The following is a 17,934-nucleotide window of genomic DNA, read 5'->3' as shown; positions in this document are numbered from 1 at the left end:
CCTTTCAATAAATTGTTTTTATCTTGGTGTGCTTGTCTTAGATGAAATTAAGCTGCACTATTTCCACGTAAGCGGTCCAATAAAACAGCTGCAACTATTACCGCGCCTTTAACGACCAGCTGCCAGTAAAAGTTCACGTCCATTAACGTTAGACCATTGCCAATAACTCCCATAATTAAAACCCCGATAATGGTTCCCTGTATTTTCCCTTTTCCGCCCGTTAAACTCGTTCCGCCCAGGATAACAGCAGCAATGGCATCCAGCTCATACATTTGTCCTGCAGTTGGCTGTCCGGAATACAGTCTTCCTGCTAAAACAACACCACCTAAGCCTGCCAATAATCCGCTGATCGAATACACATTGATCAGTGACCTTTCCACTTTAATCCCTGTTAAACGAGCCGCTTCTTCATTTCCTCCAATTGCATAAATGTGCCGGCCAAACATCGTATATTTCAGGATAAAAAACATAACAACATACACGAAAAGCATGATATAAATAGGTGTTGGTATTCCAAAAATCGCTCCGCCGCCGACAAATTTAAACGTTTCATTTTGAAGAACGATCGGATAGCCTCCGCTAATGACATAAGCAAGGCCGCGGACATAGGTGAAGCTGCCAAGCGTAACAATAAACGCAGGAAGTTTTGTCTTAGCAGTGAAAAAACCATTAATCAGTCCGACGGCATACCCGACAGCCACACCGGATAACATGGCAACAAATGGATTCACGCCTGCCGAAGAGGCCATGACGGAAATAACGCCCGATAATGCTACGGTGGACCCTACTGATAAATCAATTCCGCCAGTTAAAATAACAATCGTCATTCCAGCTGCAAGTACAGCAATAATGGAAACCTGTTTTAAAACATTTAACATATTCGCCGTGTCTAAAAAATTGGGTGCTGTAAAAGACAGGACAACACATAATAGAATAAGAATCATGATCATCCCTAAACGATTCCATAATCCGTTAAGAGCATTCCCTATATGAAAGCCTGGCTTTTGCGAGATGGTTTGCGTATTTCCCCTCATCTTGTTTACTCCCCTCTTGTGGCTAAGTACATAATCTTTTCCTGTGTGGCTTCTTCTCTCGAAAGTTCCCCTGTTATCCTGCCTTCACTCATGACAAGAATTCGGTCACTTACTCCCAAAATTTCCGGGAGTTCGGATGAAATCATCAAAACCGCCATTCCTTTTTCGGCAAGGCCCGAAACAATTTTGTGTATTTCTGTTTTTGCTCCAATATCAACGCCTCTGGTCGGTTCATCGAGCAGCAATACTTTAGGTGCAATGGACAGCCATCTTGCAATTACAACCTTTTGCTGATTACCGCCGCTCAGGTTTGATACCTGCTGTTCCGGAGAGGCGATTTTAATGTTAAGCTCCTTGATATAACTGTCAGCGGCAGCGTTGACTTCTTTCCAGCTGACAATTCCTGACTTTGAATGCTTTTTCAGTTCAGCCATTAAAATATTCTCTTTTACTGACATGGATAAAAATAATCCCTGCTCTTTCCTGCTTTCAGGCACATGCGCAATTCCATTCGCGATGGCATCGATTGGAGATTGGATTTTAACAGATGCTCCACCTACCAATATTTCTCCGCTTTTCAAGTTTGATACACCGAATAAAGCCCTGACTAACTCTGTTCTTCCTGCACCCACAAGTCCTGCTAAACCCACAATCTCACCTGGGAACAGTTTTAAGGAAACATTCTTGACGATCGTGTTGTCCGAGATATTTCTCAGTTCCAAAACAGGGGCAGCCTTTTGGCCATTAGCTTGAGGATGAGACGGCTTCTCTCGGTTAAACAGGTCTTTCAAATCCCTGCCTACCATTAGCTTTACGAGGTGATCCGGGTTTGTCTCCTCAATAGGGCCGCTTGCAATCCACTCACCGTCACGCAAGACCGTAAACCTATTCGAAATCTTAAATATTTCTTCCATTCTGTGAGATATATAGACAATGGAAACACCCTGTTTCTTTAAGTCTCCAATAATGTCAAAAAGCTTCTTGATCTCCTTATCTGTTAAAGAGGCGGTCGGTTCATCCATTATGAGAACCTCGGCTTTAAAGGATAACGCCCGTGCAATCTCCACCATTTGCTGCTGGGCAACACTCAGGGTCGATACCAGCTGGCGAGGGTTAAGATTAGACCCCATTTGATCGAGTACCTTTTGTGCCAGATTATGGACCTCCTCCCACTTCACCAATCCAAGCCGATTTTTCGGGAAGACCGACCCCATTAAAATATTTTCACTAATCGTCAGGTTAGGAGATAGATTTAACTCCTGATGGATCACGCTGATCCCTTTATTCCTTGCTTCCACCGGATCCTTCCATAAAATCGGTTTGCCTTTCAAATAAATTTGCCCGCCATTATCATCTGGCGTATGGATACCGGCCAATATTTTCATGAAAGTTGACTTTCCTGCACCGTTCTCTCCCATTAAGGCATGTACTTCACCAGGGTAAAGCTCAATCTTCACATTGTTTAATACGGTTACACTGGAGAACGTTTTGCTTATCCCTTCCATATGCAGCACCGGATCTTTTAGCTCATGGAGAACATTCCGCAGCATTTCTTTGACAGCCATGCTTTTTCCTCACCCCTTTTTTAATTGAAAAGAGGCTGAGTATGGGTTTTATCCCCTTATCAGCCTTATGGTCGAAGGAGTTACCACCCTTTGTAGGAATCTAATTCTTCCTGAGTAACAAGTGTAACTGGAACCTTTATTAGTTCTTCAACCTTTTCGCCATTTTTCACTTTCATGCCGATCTCTACAGCCTTTTTGACCATTTCCGCCGGTGATTGAGCGGAGGTTGCTTTAATTGAACTCCCTTCTTTTGCCATTGCCTCAGCAGCTTCAGGAGCGCCATCTACACCTACAATAAAAAACTCGTCTTTTCGGCCAGCTTGCTCCTGGGCAATTTCAACCCCGATGGCTTCCGGATCATTAATGGCAAACACCGCGTCGATTGTTCCTGACGGGTTTGCTTGCAAAATACTTTCCATAACTGTGAGTGCCTTTTCACGGTTGCCTTCCCCGTTTTGCTTTGCTATGACCTTAATATCAGAATCCTTAATGGCATCTTCAAACCCCTTGATTCGGTCTGTCACCGCAGATACTGGAGGTCCATCAATAATGGCAATATTTCCTTTTCCTCCTAATTGTTCAATGACATATTCCCCGGCCAGCTTACCAGCCTGATAGTTGTCAGAAGTGACCGTGGCGTCCACTCCTCCTTCAGCATTTGTATCGACCGCAATCACGGGGATCCCTGCGTCTTTAGCCATTTGTACGGCTGCCGCAATGCCTTTCGTATCAACAGCATTTAATAAAATAACATCCACTTTTTTCGTAATGAAGTTTTCAATTTGGGAGGTTTGTTTAGCAAGATCATATTCAGCACTTTCTACTAAAACATCTGCTCCTAATTCTTTGCCTGCCTCTTCAACACCTTTTCCCATCGCAACAAAGAAAGGATTTGCAAGAGTACCCACACTTAAACCAATCGTTAATTTTCCATCATCTTTTTCTCCATTGCTCTCATTAGCAGATTCACTTGAGGACTTGGGAGCTGCTGTACACGCAGTCATAATACCCATTGCAAGCATCAAAGCAAGTACCAGGAATGTTTTTACATTTTTTCTCATTTTAATCCCCCTGTTAGTTCGCGATTTAAATGTTCCATTTGAATTCCATCTGTTTGTTAGCGTTTACATTTCTTGACTTCATCACCTCCTTAAAAGGTTGCTGGGTGCCCACCAAACTTGTTCCTGCCTTTTTTTATATAATTTTGCCTTGGCTTAAGAGGCGGTGCTTTCAAAAACACTGACCATTTATCCAAAAAGTTCTTTAGCTGTTTAGATGATTGCGTGTTTTTGGTTTTTTATGACCGTTTTCGATTAATTCAGATTATAGTATGATTGTTTTTAGTTGTCAATAATTTCATAATCTTCAAAATACTATATCCAAATAACTGAGAACCTTATTTCTTAGATTGCATTCTAGACGATCTTTATTGGCAGTCGTTGGTTTCTAAAATAAATCCCTAATTTAAAACCGACAAATTATTATAGAGAAAAAAAGTTGTTAAAATACTCTCGAAAGAAAATTTGAGTTTTTATTTAAATTACTTCCTTATTCGGTTCTGCTGGCTAGATTGTTCATTTTCGCTCCGGCAGGGCTCCTCAAAGCCTGACGCGCCTTTGGTGTTCCTCCTTCTCCCGCATAATTTTCGAACCTTCTGCTCAATCAACAGAGTTTCTAAATTAAACAGTGAACTTTAAAAGGGTAAACTATTAAGTATGTGGACAACAAAAAAAGCTGGTAGTCCGGTCTAAAATAGACAGGATTCCAGCTTTGGTTGTTTTATTGAGGTTAATAAGGAGCTTTTGCCAGAGATTTTATGCTGATAATCTCCGTTTTCTCCATATATTTCTCCATATTTATGGATTCATCTGCATTGGTAATAATTTTTACCTGCTCTAATTTTGCGAATTTGGAGAAAGAAACCTCACCAAATTTTGTATGGTCTGCCAAAATAAAAGCTTCCCGTGACAAGCTAATGGCTTTTTCTTTAATTTGTGCTTCTTCCGGGTCTGGAGTCGTTAATTCCAAGTCATAATGAATAGCATTTGTCCCCATAAAACATTTGTCAAACCTGTAATTCTTAATCCCTTCGATTGCATTGCGGCCGACTGTTGCTTTTGTCGTCTTTTTTACAAACCCGCCTATAACATATGTGCAAACATCATTTTCAAGCAGCGCTTCTAAATGATCAATTCCATTCGTCACAACGAGAATTTCTTTCCCTTTTAGATGCTTAATCATTTGAAAAGTGGTTGTCCCGGCGTCGATATAAATGCAGTCGCCATCCTGGACGAGACCTGCCGCATGTCTGGCTATACCAGCCTTTTCTTCATGATTTTGAGTGACTTTTTCACCAACACTTGGTTCTTCCCGTTTTCTGTGCAATAGGGAGGCTCCGCCATGAACCCGTTTCAGATAATTCTGCTTCTCTAGCTGATCTAAATCACGACGAAGAGTGGATTCAGAGGAATTAGTCAATTCTACTAACTCCTGCACCGTCACATTTTCTTTTTCTTTTAATAGATTTAAAATTAATTGATGCCGTTCAGATATAAGCAAAACTCTTCCTCCTCAATCTATAAAGCGCTGTCATTTTCAGGTTAATAAAGTACCCTGGAATTTGTAAGACTTACCGTTTCGTCTCAGGATTCTCCTGTGCACTTAGTTAATTTAATCTATACACGATTTAATAACTATAAATTAATTATTACAGATTCTCTATTCGCTTTTCAATTTTAAATTATGAACCTGGAAGACATAAAAATAGACCAAGAGCTGACTGCTCTTGGTCTAAGGATTTATATGTGATTAATAAAAATAAAAAACCACCAAATATGTATTTGGTGGAGACGGAGGGAGTCGAACCCTCGTCCAGAAATATCGTCACTTAAGCTTCTACGAGTGTAGTCGACATATTCGCGCTTCACTGATCCTTTTGCCTGCCGACAGGCGGCCGGTCAGCTAGCCTGGTTGTTCTCTTCCTTCATCCTCAGGCGGTGGAATCCGGCGTAGCCCACTAAGAGTGAGTCCCTTACCCTACCACATGGGCGATGGAGGGAGGAACCGCTAAAGGCCTATTAGGCTGCTAAAGCGAGGTTGTTGTTAGTTTTGCCAGTTATAGGCTTTGACGTTTTTACGAGGCCGATCCCCTCGACTCGCAACCTAAGCTCGAACTACCCCTGTCGAATCCGTAGCGTCCCCATATAGAATATAAACAGACGTTAGGAAACTCGGCTACCCGAGCAAAAGCTGTTTGCCACCAATCGTGGTGACAAGACTTATTATAGCATATTGATCAAAGTTTTCAACTGGAAACTATTATCCAGTTTTGGCAGTGGCTACATCTTCTGGCGTTCGCGGAATGCCCGCTCGATTTCGCGGCTTGCCTCTTTCTTCTTCAGGTCTTCCCGCTTATCGTATTTCTTTTTACCCTTTGCAAGTCCAAGCAAAACCTTTGCATAGCCATTTTTCAGATAAACCTTCAACGGTACAAGGGCGTAGCCTGTTTCTTTTGTCTCCCCGATCAGCTTGTTGATTTCACGGCGATGAAGCAGCAGCTTTCTCGGACGGAGCGGATCATGGTTGTAGCGGTTCCCCTGTTCATAGGGGCTGACATGCATGCTGTAGAGAAAAACTTCCCCATTCTGAACACGCGCATACGAATCTTTAAGATTGACTTTTCCCGCCCTGATGGATTTGATTTCCGTTCCCTGGAGAACAATCCCGGTTTCAAATGTCTCTTCGATAAAATAATCATGATAGGCCTTTTTATTCTGTGCGACCGTCTTGCCAATCCCTTTAGGCATAATGTTTCCCCCTTTATCTCTCTCCCAATTTTACCACATTCGCTGGTGCCTGACCCCCTTTAGCATAGCAAAGGGGGTCAGGCACGGTTTAGCGATGTATCAGGTTAATGCGTCAGCGCTTTTTAGGCTTTCGCTTGGCCTTTGGTGCGTTTTCGAAAAACTTTTTGTTTCGTCGCTTCTTTCTGGAGCCGGCATCCTTTCCACCTTCGCCACTTCCCCGGCGGTTGCCTTCCTCGGCCTTCCCTCTGCGGGGCTTCCGTTCACTGCTCCCGGTTTTAAATACCTTTGGAACTTCGCTTCGTTCACGGCGGGTTCCTTTCATGCCAACGATCTCAAAATCAATGGAGCGTTCATCCTTATTGACTTTGACAACCCGTACAGTAATTTCATCCCCGATTCGGAAGACATTTCCAGTGCGTTCCCCGATCATTGCAAAATGACGCTCATCGAAGCGGTAATAGTCGTCTGTCATGTAGCTGACATGAACTAACCCTTCAATCGTGTTTGGCAGCTCGACGAACATCCCGAAATTGGTGACAGAGGAAATGATGCCATCATACTCCACGCCAATTTTATCTTCCATATACTCTGCTTTCTTCAATTCATCCGTTTCACGTTCTGCCTCTACTGCACGGCGCTCCATATCAGAAGAGTGCTTGGCGATTTCCGGAAGCTGCGCATTCCATTTTTCTCGTGTGGCATCATCCAGCTTTCCTTCAATCAAGTACGTCCGAATCAGCCTGTGAACGATTGTATCCGGATAGCGGCGGATAGGCGATGTGAAATGAGTATAAAATTCTGTTGAAAGCCCATAGTGTCCAAGACTCTCTTCAAAATACTTTGCCTTCTGCATCGAACGGAGCATGACCGTTGATACGACCATTTCCTCAGGCTTGCCCTGCACCTCTTCGATAATTTCCTGGAGGGCCCTTGGATGGACTGAATTGGCTGTTCCTTTTACGATATAGCCAAAATTGGTAATGAACTCAAAGAACCTTCTCAGCTTGTCTTCTTTTGGATCTTCATGGATCCGGTAAATGAACGGTACGTCCAGCCAATGGAAGTGCTCAGCAACGGTTTCATTCGCAGCCAGCATGAATTCCTCGATCAGCCGTTCCGCAACAGAGCGCTCGCGAAGAACAACATCTGACGGATGGCCATTTTCATCGACAAGGACTTTTGATTCTTTAAAATCAAAATCAATGGCCCCGCGGTCCATCCTCTTTTTACGAAGGACTGCTGCAAGTTCTTCCATCAGTTCAAACATCGGGACAAGTGGTTCGTATCTTTTGCGAACATCCTCATCTTTATCTACGAGAATCAGATTGACATCATGATAAGTCATCCGTTCGGTGGTTTTGATCACACTCTGGAAAATCTCATGGTCTACGACTTCGCCATCAGGAGAGATTTCCATTGTACAGCTTAACGTAAGGCGGTTGACCTTTGGATTCAAAGAACAAATCCCATTGGACAAACGGTGGGGAATCATCGGTATGACACGGTCCACCAGATAAACAGAAGTAGCCCGTTCTTCAGCTTCACGATCGATTGGCGAACCTTCTTTTACATAATAGCTTACATCAGCAATATGGACGCCCAGTTTATAGTTCCCATTTTCAAGCATGGTAACGGTGACGGCATCGTCCAGGTCTTTCGCATCTGCTCCGTCAATCGTGACAATGACTTCATCTCTTAAATCACGGCGGTTGGCCATTTCGCTTTCATCAATTTCATCGGGAGTCTCATTTGCTTGTTGCAGGACCTCCGGTGGAAATTCCATTGGAAGGCCGTGCTTATGGATGACCGATAAAATATCGACTCCAGGATCGTTTTTATGACCGAGGATCTGAATGACCTCCCCCTCGGCTGCTTTCCGGCCTTCGGGATAGCTTGTCAGCTTAACAACCACTTTATGCCCTTCGACCGCACCCCTGGTAGCTTCCTTAGGGATAAATATATCACTGGCAAATTTTTTGTCGTCCGGTATCACAAATCCAAAGTGCTTGCTTTCCGTAAAGGTACCCACAATCTGCTGGGTCCCCCGTTCCACAATCCGGACAATGGTTCCTTCCCGGCGTTGTCCCGAGGTGGCAGTGGATACACGGGCAAGGACGATATCCCCATGCATCGCATTATTCGTCTCATTTGGCGGAATAAAAATGTCATCCATTCCAGGCTCCTCAGGAATCACAAAGGCAAATCCTTTGGCATGGCCTGTCAGCTTGCCGCGAACCAGGTTCATTTTTTCGGGAAGCCCATAGCGATTGCTGCGTGTTCTTACCACAAGCCCCCGCTCTTCCATTACGACAAGAGCTTTGACAAAGTCCTTGAATGCCGCGGAGTCCTCAATTCCAAAAGCCTGCTCCAGCTCCTGGACCGTGAGAGGCTTATAGGCTTCATCCTTCATATAGTGAAGAAGCCGATCCATATGGTTCTGTATATTATCCTCCAAAATAATCCCTCCTTTTAAATAATACTTGATTTCACATTGTCTAGCTCGATCGCCCACCGGTCGGGGTCATAAGCCATCACTCCGGTATACGGATTTAAACCATGATTTGCTTTCGTCTTCCGGACTCATACAGAGGTATTGGGGTCGGCATTGCCACAAGAAGTAGCGAAACTAGCCGACAATTAAACAAAGCGATTAGCTTTTCCTTTTTATTCTTTCCAATTTAGCTTCTCAAGAAACGCATAAACATCTTCATGCAGCTGATCCCGTTCCTTATCAAAAGTAATGACATGTCCGGATTCTTCATACCATTTGATTTCTTTCTCGGGGGACTCCACTTCGTTATAAATGATGTTGGCGCTGTCCGTATTAATCATATGGTCGTGGCGGGCCTGCACAACAAAGGTAGGCGCATAAATCATGTCCACATTCTTACGGACATCAGCTATCAGCTCCTGGATCGCTCTCAGGGTGTTCATCGGAGTTTTCTGAAACTCTATCATTTCTGATTCGATTTCTTCCTCTGCTTTTCCTTCCAGCCTTTTGTATTCCCGGGCATATTCAAGCACTCCCTGATACATGACTTCTTCACTTTTTATGTACATAGGTGCACACATGGGTACGATACCCTTAACTGGTACAGTATAACCGAGCTTCAGCGAAAATACTCCGCCAATTGATAGTCCGACTGCAGCTATTTCTTCATACCCTTCACTACGCAGGAATTCATACGCATTGGTAACATCCTTCCACCAGTCCTCTGGGCCTGTGTGAACCAGCTCTTCCGGCGGGACACCATGTCCTTTGTAAATTGGAGCATGGCACGTATAACCTCTGTCCTGAAGGAAGCGGCCCATCATCCGGACATCGGCAGAATTTCCGGTAAAGCCATGCAGCATCAAAACAGCCCGTTTTCCTCCTTTAAATGTAAATGGCTTTGGAACTAATTTTCTCATATATTTAACTCCCTCTGCTTACTGCTCAATGGTTTGATTCATTTTTCCTTTCTTAGTTTTAACAAACCTTCCTCTAACATTCCAGAGAAACGCTTTTTATTCAAGTTCTCGCAATATATGCTGTTACAAGCGTATGGAAACAGATCAGTATTGCATGAATTTTTTCCATCCAGTACAAAGTAGGCGTGGTTTTTCGCAGATTGCGACTGGGTTGGTTTTACGCCCAGTCTGCTTCTCATAAGAAAAATGTTCTACGCGAAATAGGGTCACCATAAGGATCTCTGCCATACTGGTTTGTATTGATGACTGCTTATGTCGTTCGCGTTCCAGGATTTAACCTGCCTTTGCCCATGACCCGTTTCCCCCGCCGGAGCAGCCTTAAGCGTCCAATAGGGGCTATAATAACCACTACGTCTTTTAATCGATCAAAGTATGTAAAAAAACCCAGCTTCTGAAGCTGGGTTTTGTTCGTGGCTCATTTTATTTTTACAGTTTAAAATACGTAACTGCAATTGTCAGGATAAAAAATAAGACGGACAATACAATCGTGATCCGGTGAAGCACCAGATCAATTCCTCTTGCCTTCTGCTTTCCGAACAATGTTTCGGCACCACCGGAAATCGCACCAGAAAGTCCGGCACTTTTACTGGATTGAAGCAGGACAACAGCTATTAGACTAATACAATCGATGATCAATAAAACGACTAAAAACGTGTGCAAAGAGACACCCCCCGAAAGCTGCATGTAACAGTATTTTAAATTTATCATATTTTCAGCCTTGAAACAATACTTGTCTTAAGCTGGAAAAGAAAAAAACGCCAGCAAGCTTGCCGGCGTTTCATTAAACAGATTACTTTTTAAGGTTGTAGAAAGATTTGATTCCATTGTACTGGGCAGTTTCAGCAAGCTGGTCTTCAATGCGAAGAAGCTGGTTGTATTTAGCCACACGGTCAGTACGGGATGGAGCACCAGTTTTGATCTGGCCAGCGTTTGTTGCAACAGCGATGTCAGCGATTGTTGAATCTTCTGTTTCACCAGAGCGGTGGGAGATAACAGCTGTGTAGCCTGCACGCTTCGCCATTTCAATTGCATCAAAAGTTTCAGTTAGTGTACCGATTTGGTTCACTTTGATCAGGATGGAGTTGCCAACACCCTGCTCGATTCCTTGAGCCAATTTCTTAGTGTTTGTAACGAACAGGTCATCACCAACAAGCTGTACTTTTCCGCCAAGGCGTTCAGTCAAAAGCTTATGGCCTTCCCAGTCGTTCTCATCAAGACCATCTTCGATTGAGATGATTGGATATTTTGAAGACATTTCTTCGTACCAGTCAACCATTTCAGCAGAAGTTTTAACAACGCCTTCTCCTGCAAGATGGTATTTGCCGTCTTCTTTGTTGTAGAACTCGGAAGATGCAGCATCCATTGCCAGCATAACTTGCTCGCCTGGTTTGTAGCCTGCTTTTTCAATCGCAGTTACGATTGTTTGAAGAGCCTCTTCGTTTGAACCTAGGTTTGGAGCGAAGCCGCCTTCGTCACCAACTGCTGTGTTCAAGCCTTTTTCTTTTAATACAGACTTCAGGCTATGGAAGATTTCTGCACCCATGCGAAGTGCTTCACGGAAATTCTCGGCACCTACAGGCATAACCATGAATTCTTGAATATCAACGTTGTTGTCGGCATGCTCGCCGCCGTTAACGATATTCATCATTGGAACTGGAAGCTGTTTGGAGTTGAATCCGCCAAGGTATTGGTAAAGCGGAAGATCAAGGTAATCAGCAGCTGCACGAGCGCAAGCCATAGATACTCCAAGGATCGCATTCGCACCCAATTTCCCTTTGTTTTCAGTGCCATCAAGTTCGATCAACGCCTGGTCGATAGCTACTTGATCAAGAACATTGAATTCTTCGCCCACTAAAGCTGGAGCAATGATTTCATTTACGTTTTCAACTGCTTTTAGAACACCTTTTCCTAGGTAGCGGCTCTTGTCGCCGTCACGAAGTTCAACTGCTTCGTATTCACCAGTAGAAGCTCCACTTGGAACTAAAGCGCGTCCAAACGCACCAGATTCAGTATAAACTTCAACCTCAACAGTAGGATTTCCGCGGGAATCAAGTACTTCACGTGCATATACATCAGTAATAAATGGCATCAGAATCTCTCCTTATTTTTTAATAATGGATTTACCAGTCATTTCAGCTGGCTGTTCAAGGTTTAACAGTTCAAGCATTGTTGGTGCAAGGTCGCCAAGAATTCCGTCTTCACGAAGTTCAACGCCTTCCTTTGTAACAATGACCGGAACCGGGTTTGTTGTATGTGCTGTCATTGGGTTTCCTTCAAGTGTCACAACTTCATCAGCATTGCCATGGTCGGCAGTAATGATCGCTGTTCCGCCTTTGGAAACTATGAGGTCAACAATTTTGCCAAGACATTCATCGACTGTTTCAATCGCTTTGATTGTTGGTTCAAGCATTCCGGAATGCCCTACCATATCAGGATTTGCAAAGTTGAGAAGGATGGCATCGAAATTGTCTGCTTCAATTTCTTTTAAAAGTGCATCCGTTACTTCGTAGGCACTCATTTCAGGCTGAAGGTCATAAGTAGCTACCTTCGGTGAATTGATCAGAATTCTCTTTTCACCAGGAAACTCATCTTCGCGCCCGCCGCTCATAAAGAAGGTCACGTGCGGATACTTCTCCGTCTCGGCAATGCGAAGCTGCGTCATGCCATTTTGTGATATTACTTCACCGATTGTATTATCAAGGTTCATTGGCTTGAAGGCTACATAGCCGTCGACCGTTTCACTGAAGTGAGTCAGGCAGACGAAATGCAGGTTCTCAGGGTGCTTAGGCCCGCGGTCGAATGAGCGGAAATCCTTGTTCGTAAACGTGTTCGAAATCTGGATGGCCCGGTCAGGACGGAAGTTATAGAAAATAACGGCATCGTCATCCTGAACTGTAGCAACAGGGGATCCATCAGGCCTTGTCAGCACAGACGGAATGACGAACTCATCAAAGATCCCGTTGTTATAGTTGTCCTCGATAAGCTCCATTGGATTGGAGTAGGTTGGGCCTTCCCCGTACACCATGGAACGGTAGGATTTCTCCACACGTTCCCAGCGCTTGTCGCGGTCCATTGAATAGTATCGCCCAGAAATTGTTGCAAATTCACCGACTCCGATTTCCTGCATTTTCTCAAGTGTCTGCTTAATATATCCCGGAGCCGATTTAGGAGCAACATCGCGTCCGTCCAGGAAAGCATGGATATATACTTTTTCCAGCCCTTCACTTGCTGCAAGCTTCAATAAAGCAAACATATGATTGATATGACTGTGTACACCGCCGTCAGACAAAAGGCCAAACAAATGAAGGCTTGTTCCTTTTGACTTGGCATGATTAATTGCATTCAGGAAGGTTTCATTCTTTTCAAATTCACCTTCGCGAATGGAAATATTCACGCGTGTCAAGCTCTGGTAGACAATACGGCCAGCGCCAATATTCAAGTGGCCTACCTCGGAGTTTCCCATCTGGCCTTCAGGAAGGCCTACCGCTTCACCGCTTGCTGTTAATTGAGCATGCGGGTATTTGTTCCAGAAGCGGTCAAAATTTGGCTTGTTTGCCTGGGCTACGGCATTTCCCATCCGTTCGCCCCTTAGCGCAAAGCCATCAAGAATAATTAAAGCGGTTGGTGACTGCTTACTCATTACTACCTGCCTCCAATAATTGCAAGAAGGAATCAGTCTCTAGGCTCGCTCCGCCAACAAGCGCACCATCGATGTCAGGCTGAGCCATGTATTCCTTGATGTTTCCTGGCTTTACACTGCCGCCGTACTGAATGCGGACAGCTTCTGCCACTTCCTGTGAAAACTCTTCGCCAACAACCTGGCGGATATAGGCACAAACTTCATTTGCATCTTCAGCAGTTGAAGATTTGCCTGTACCGATTGCCCAGATAGGCTCATAAGCAATGACCGTCTGTTTTGCTTGTTCAGCAGTCAGGCCTGCAAGGGCTTTTTTCACTTGGGAGCCTACAAGTTCATTCGTCTCGCCATTTTCGCGCTGTTCAAGTGTTTCCCCGCAGCAGACGATTGGTACAAGGTTGTAGTTGAATGCAGCAAGTGTCTTCTTGTTGACAGACTCATCAGTTTCATTGAACATTTCGCGGCGTTCTGAATGTCCGATGATGACATAGGTTACTCCGATGTCCTGTAATGCTTTCGGGCTGATTTCACCTGTAAAAGCACCACTCTCTTCAAAATGCATGTTTTGAGCGCCAATTTTAACAGCGGAATTTCCAGCTGCTTCAACAAGCTGTCCTAAAAATAAGGCAGGTGCACAGACTACTGACTCAACTTTATCAGCTGAAGGAACAAGTCCGTTGACATCTTCTAGAAATTTTTTGGCTTCTGGCAATGTTTTATGCATTTTCCAGTTGCCGGCAATAATAGGCTTTCTCATGGCTAACTTCCTTTCCATGGTCAATGATTTTTATTCTGCTTTCGAATGGTTCAAAACCCTTCCCGGGTGTTCGGAACATCTCTGCGAAAGATTCGAACCCCTTTGAGCGGTTCGGAACCTTCATCCGAATACTGATTATTTATCGTTCAGAGCAACTACGCCAGGAAGAGCTTTTCCTTCCATAAATTCAAGGGAAGCACCGCCTCCAGTTGAAATATGGCTCATCTTGTCAGCAAGGTCGAATTTTTCAACCGCTGCAGCAGAGTCGCCGCCGCCGATGACGGAATATGTATCCGAAGCATCTGCAAGCGCCTGGGCAACCGCTTTTGTTCCCTGAGCGAATTTATCAAGCTCGAATACACCCATAGGTCCGTTCCAGATTACAAGCTTGGAATTTTGGATGACATCTTTGTAGATTTCGCGAGTCTTTGGTCCGATATCCAATGCTTCCCAGTCTGCAGGAATTTCTTCAATTGCTACTACCTTTGTATTTGCTTGCTCACCGAAATCATCGGCAACTACAACATCAACAGGCATATAGAAATTAACGCCTTTTTCCTTGGCTTTTTCGATATAGGATTTAGCAAGGTCAATCTTATCCTCTTCTAGAAGGGATTTCCCGATTTCGTGGCCTTGTGACTTAACAAATGTATAAGCCAGGCCTCCGCCGATGATCAAGTTGTCAACCTTCTCAAGAAGATTCTCTATTACACCGATTTTATCCTTAACTTTTGCTCCGCCAATGATCGCGGTGAATGGGCGCTCTGGATCGGAAAGAGCTTTCCCTAATACATCAAGCTCCTTTTCCATCAGCAAGCCCGAAACCGCTGGCAGATGATGCGCGATTCCTTCTGTTGACGCGTGAGCGCGATGAGCAGCACCAAATGCGTCATTGACATAAAGATCAGCCAGTTCAGCAAATGATTTAGCAAGCTCCGGATCATTCTTTTCTTCGCCTGCATAGAAGCGAACATTCTCAAGAAGGAGGACATCTCCCTCATTCATGGTTTCGATTTCGGCTTTTACAGCTTCGCCATACGCTTCGTCCGTTTTCTTGACATCTTTTCCGAGCAGCTCGGAAAGTCTCTTGGCTACCGGAGTCAGACGGAGTTCTTCTACAGCCTGGCCTTTTGGACGTCCAAGGTGGCTTGCAAGGATAACCTTGGCGCCTTGTTCAGTTAAATACTGGATGGTCGGCAATGCAGCACGGATTCTCGTTTCATCCGTAACCTGACCGTCCTTCATTGGCACGTTGAAATCAACGCGGCAAAACACTCGTTTCCCTTTTACATCGACATCTTTGACAGATTGTTTGTTCAAGACAAAAACCTCCTTATTTTACGGTCCTATCGAACGCGGAAGCGCCTTTTGTACATGCCAGCCGGAAACAATTCCATATAACAGGCAAAGGGAGAGGGGACTGGTCCCCACTCCCCTTTTTTAATAGCATGGAATTGTATGCTTGCCTGTACATCCTCCATTGTAATGGAGAACATTCATTTTTTGAAATTAAAGGCCTTTTTGAGCGATGTAATCAACAAGGTCAACTACACGGTTTGAGTATCCAGTTTCGTTATCATACCAAGAAATTACTTTTACCATGTTGCCTTCCATAACCATAGTGGAAAGAGCATCGATAGTAGAAGAGTTTGTGTTGCCATTGTAGTCGCCAGATACAAGCGGCTCTTCGCTGTAGCCAAGGATTCCTTTAAGGTCGCCTTCAGCAGCTTCTTTAAGAGCGTTGTTGATTTCTTCAACAGTTACTTCTTTGTCAAGCTCAGCTACAAGGTCAACAAGGGAAACGTTTGGAGTTGGAACACGCATTGCTCCACCGTTCAGCTTGCCTTTAAGTTCAGGCAATACAAGAGAAACTGCTTTTGCAGCACCTGTAGTTGTCGGGATGATGTTTTCTGCAGCTGCACGTGCACGACGGTAGTCTTTGTGCGGCAAGTCAAGAATTTGCTGGTCATTTGTATAAGAGTGAACAGTTGTCATCATACCGCGGCGGATTCCAAATTTGTCGTTAAGAACTTTTGCAAATGGAGCCAGGCAGTTAGTAGTACAAGATGCATTAGAGATAACATGGTGGTTAGCTGCATCGTACTTGTCATTGTTTACACCCATAACGATTGTGATGTCTTCGTCGTTAGCTGGAGCAGAGATGATAACTTTCTTCGCACCTGCTTCAAGGTGTTTCGCAGCGTCTGCACGCTTTGTGAAACGTCCAGTAGATTCAACAACTACTTCTACACCAAGGTCTCCCCAGCCAAGCTGTGCAGGATCTCTTTCAGCGATAACTTTTACACGTTGTCCAGCAACAACAAGGTATTCGCCGTCAACTGTTACTTCCTCATTAAGAGTTCCGTGAACAGAATCATATTTTAAAAGATGAGCAAGCATTTGTGCATCTGTAAGGTCGTTTACTGCCACTACTTCAACGTTAGGGTTGTTTAGTGCTGCGCGGAAAACTACGCGTCCAATTCGTCCAAATCCGTTAATACCAACTTTTACTGCCATGATTTTTCCTCCTTTTAATCCTGAAACTGTGGTTTTTATATAAAGGGTAACCTAGAACCAGCGTTAGTTCTGACTGGGGAAGGCTTTAAAACCCTTGTACCAAATTTTTTGCTGCTCCTTCATCCGTGATCAGGATGGTCGAGCGCGGGGCCTGTTTCATATATGCCCGGATTGCCTTTGCCTTGGATGCTCCCCCGGCTACTGCAATGATTGTGTCAACCTCGGTAAGATCATCGAGCTGAAGCCCTATCGTAAGTACCTTATGGACAATCTCTCCAGCTTCATTGAAATAGTAGCCAAAAGCTTCGCCAACTGCATTCCTGCGGATGATTTTTTCCATATCCTCCGGAGAGGTGCTTCGGCGTTCCGCCATTGTAATAGCATCTCCAATTCCATGTAAAACCATGCTTGCCGATTTAATAAGACCAAGCACTTCATAGATGAGGGGCTCTTTTATAAATGATTCATAAATCTCGCTGCTGACTTGATCGGGTACATAGAATACGCGATGCCTGGAATTGGTTTTGTCCGCCATGATCGCACAGACCGTATTTGCCTGATTGTTGACATCCTCACCCAAGCCGCCTCTCGCCGGAACAAACAGCAGGTTTTTCTCGCCAAATTCAGGGGTAAGTGTTTCAGCAACAGCTGCCATTGTCGTCCCGCCGGTCACTGCAATGATATTGTCACTGCTCAGGCGATGTTTCATGCTTGTGGCACAGGCGTTCCCGAGCTCATTTTTTACCCATGGCGACACATCGCTGTCCCCTGGGACCACTACCACCCGGGCAATGCCCATTTCGGACTTTAACCGGGATTCTAATGTGCTTATACCCGTTAAATCACGCATTACTCTCTCAAGTCTTTCCAGTATATCTTTTCCTTCTTTGGTCATGCTCATTCCTTGAGCAGACATTTGAATCAGATTCTGGCTTTTTAAAAATTCGACCTCGCTTCGCAAAACGCGTTCCGTCAGTCCAAGGCTCATGCTGAGGTTCCTGCGTCCTACCGGCTGCATAGCATTTATGTATTGTAAAATCTGATATCGCTTCTGCATAACCTCAACGAGATCGGGCAATATTCTTTTTTGAATATCAAGCAAATCATCCATGATGATATTCCCCTTCAGTCAAAATGGTCATTTTAT

General features: G+C 44.4%; 14 protein-coding genes and 1 other RNA gene. All 15 read right to left on the bottom strand.

Annotation, left to right across the window (positions count from 1 at the left end):
• Window positions 1-47: 47 nt before the first annotated feature.
• The gene (locus EV146_RS06450) at window positions 48-950 is read right to left on the bottom strand and encodes an ABC transporter permease (protein ID WP_241993838.1); all 903 of its coding nucleotides are present in this window, start codon (window positions 948-950) and stop codon (window positions 48-50) included.
• 89 nt (window positions 951-1,039) lie between these two features.
• On the bottom strand, window positions 1,040-2,599 hold the full coding sequence (locus tag EV146_RS06445) for a sugar ABC transporter ATP-binding protein (RefSeq protein WP_132003523.1): 1,560 nt from the start codon (window positions 2,597-2,599) through the stop codon (window positions 1,040-1,042).
• A gap of 80 nt (window positions 2,600-2,679) precedes the next feature.
• Window positions 2,680-3,660 carry an ABC transporter substrate-binding protein gene (locus tag EV146_RS06440; RefSeq protein ID WP_132003520.1) on the bottom strand — a complete coding sequence of 327 codons (981 nt, stop codon included), beginning with the start codon at window positions 3,658-3,660 and terminating at the stop codon, window positions 2,680-2,682.
• Between the two features lie 727 nt (window positions 3,661-4,387).
• Window positions 4,388-5,158 (bottom strand): DeoR/GlpR family DNA-binding transcription regulator, encoded by a 771-nt coding sequence (locus EV146_RS06435; protein ID WP_132003517.1) that lies wholly within the window; start codon window positions 5,156-5,158, stop codon window positions 4,388-4,390.
• Between the two features lie 282 nt (window positions 5,159-5,440).
• Window positions 5,441-5,800, bottom strand: a transfer-messenger RNA (tmRNA) gene (gene ssrA, locus EV146_RS06430).
• 137 nt (window positions 5,801-5,937) lie between these two features.
• Entirely contained in the window at window positions 5,938-6,405 is a 468-nt protein-coding gene (smpB, locus tag EV146_RS06425; protein ID WP_121611090.1) for an SsrA-binding protein SmpB, read from the bottom strand.
• 112 nt (window positions 6,406-6,517) lie between these two features.
• A complete protein-coding gene (gene rnr / locus EV146_RS06420) occupies window positions 6,518-8,836 on the bottom strand; it encodes a ribonuclease R (protein WP_373566055.1) in 2,319 nt (772 codons plus the stop codon).
• 233 nt (window positions 8,837-9,069) lie between these two features.
• Window positions 9,070-9,816 carry an alpha/beta hydrolase gene (locus tag EV146_RS06415; RefSeq protein WP_132003511.1) on the bottom strand — a complete coding sequence of 249 codons (747 nt, stop codon included), beginning with the start codon at window positions 9,814-9,816 and terminating at the stop codon, window positions 9,070-9,072.
• Between the two features lie 486 nt (window positions 9,817-10,302).
• On the bottom strand, window positions 10,303-10,536 hold the full coding sequence (gene secG, locus EV146_RS06410; RefSeq protein WP_121611087.1) for a preprotein translocase subunit SecG: 234 nt from the start codon (window positions 10,534-10,536) through the stop codon (window positions 10,303-10,305).
• A 130-nt stretch (window positions 10,537-10,666) separates the two neighbouring features.
• Complete coding sequence (gene eno / locus EV146_RS06405) at window positions 10,667-11,965, bottom strand: phosphopyruvate hydratase (RefSeq protein WP_121611086.1); 1,299 nt, start codon at window positions 11,963-11,965, stop codon at window positions 10,667-10,669.
• A 12-nt stretch (window positions 11,966-11,977) separates the two neighbouring features.
• Window positions 11,978-13,516 carry a 2,3-bisphosphoglycerate-independent phosphoglycerate mutase gene (gpmI, locus tag EV146_RS06400; RefSeq protein WP_132003508.1) on the bottom strand — a complete coding sequence of 513 codons (1,539 nt, stop codon included), beginning with the start codon at window positions 13,514-13,516 and terminating at the stop codon, window positions 11,978-11,980.
• Entirely contained in the window at window positions 13,509-14,270 is a 762-nt protein-coding gene (tpiA, locus tag EV146_RS06395; RefSeq protein WP_132003505.1) for a triose-phosphate isomerase, read from the bottom strand. Before tpiA ends, gpmI begins: the two co-directional genes overlap by 8 nt.
• Before the next feature lie 135 nt (window positions 14,271-14,405).
• Window positions 14,406-15,590: a phosphoglycerate kinase gene (locus tag EV146_RS06390; protein WP_132003502.1), complete on the bottom strand. Its 1,185-nt coding sequence runs from the start codon at window positions 15,588-15,590 to the stop codon at window positions 14,406-14,408.
• Between the two features lie 189 nt (window positions 15,591-15,779).
• Window positions 15,780-16,787 carry a type I glyceraldehyde-3-phosphate dehydrogenase gene (gene gap / locus EV146_RS06385; protein ID WP_121611082.1) on the bottom strand — a complete coding sequence of 336 codons (1,008 nt, stop codon included), beginning with the start codon at window positions 16,785-16,787 and terminating at the stop codon, window positions 15,780-15,782.
• A gap of 85 nt (window positions 16,788-16,872) precedes the next feature.
• Window positions 16,873-17,898 carry a sugar-binding transcriptional regulator gene (locus tag EV146_RS06380; RefSeq protein ID WP_132003499.1) on the bottom strand — a complete coding sequence of 342 codons (1,026 nt, stop codon included), beginning with the start codon at window positions 17,896-17,898 and terminating at the stop codon, window positions 16,873-16,875.
• Window positions 17,899-17,934: the final 36 nt, after the last annotated feature.

The sequence above is a fragment of the Mesobacillus foraminis genome (assembly GCF_004340465.1).
GTDB classification, from domain to species: Bacteria; Bacillota; Bacilli; order Bacillales; family Cytobacillaceae; genus Mesobacillus_B; species Mesobacillus_B foraminis.
This window is presented reverse-complemented; position numbering and strand designations above follow the sequence as displayed.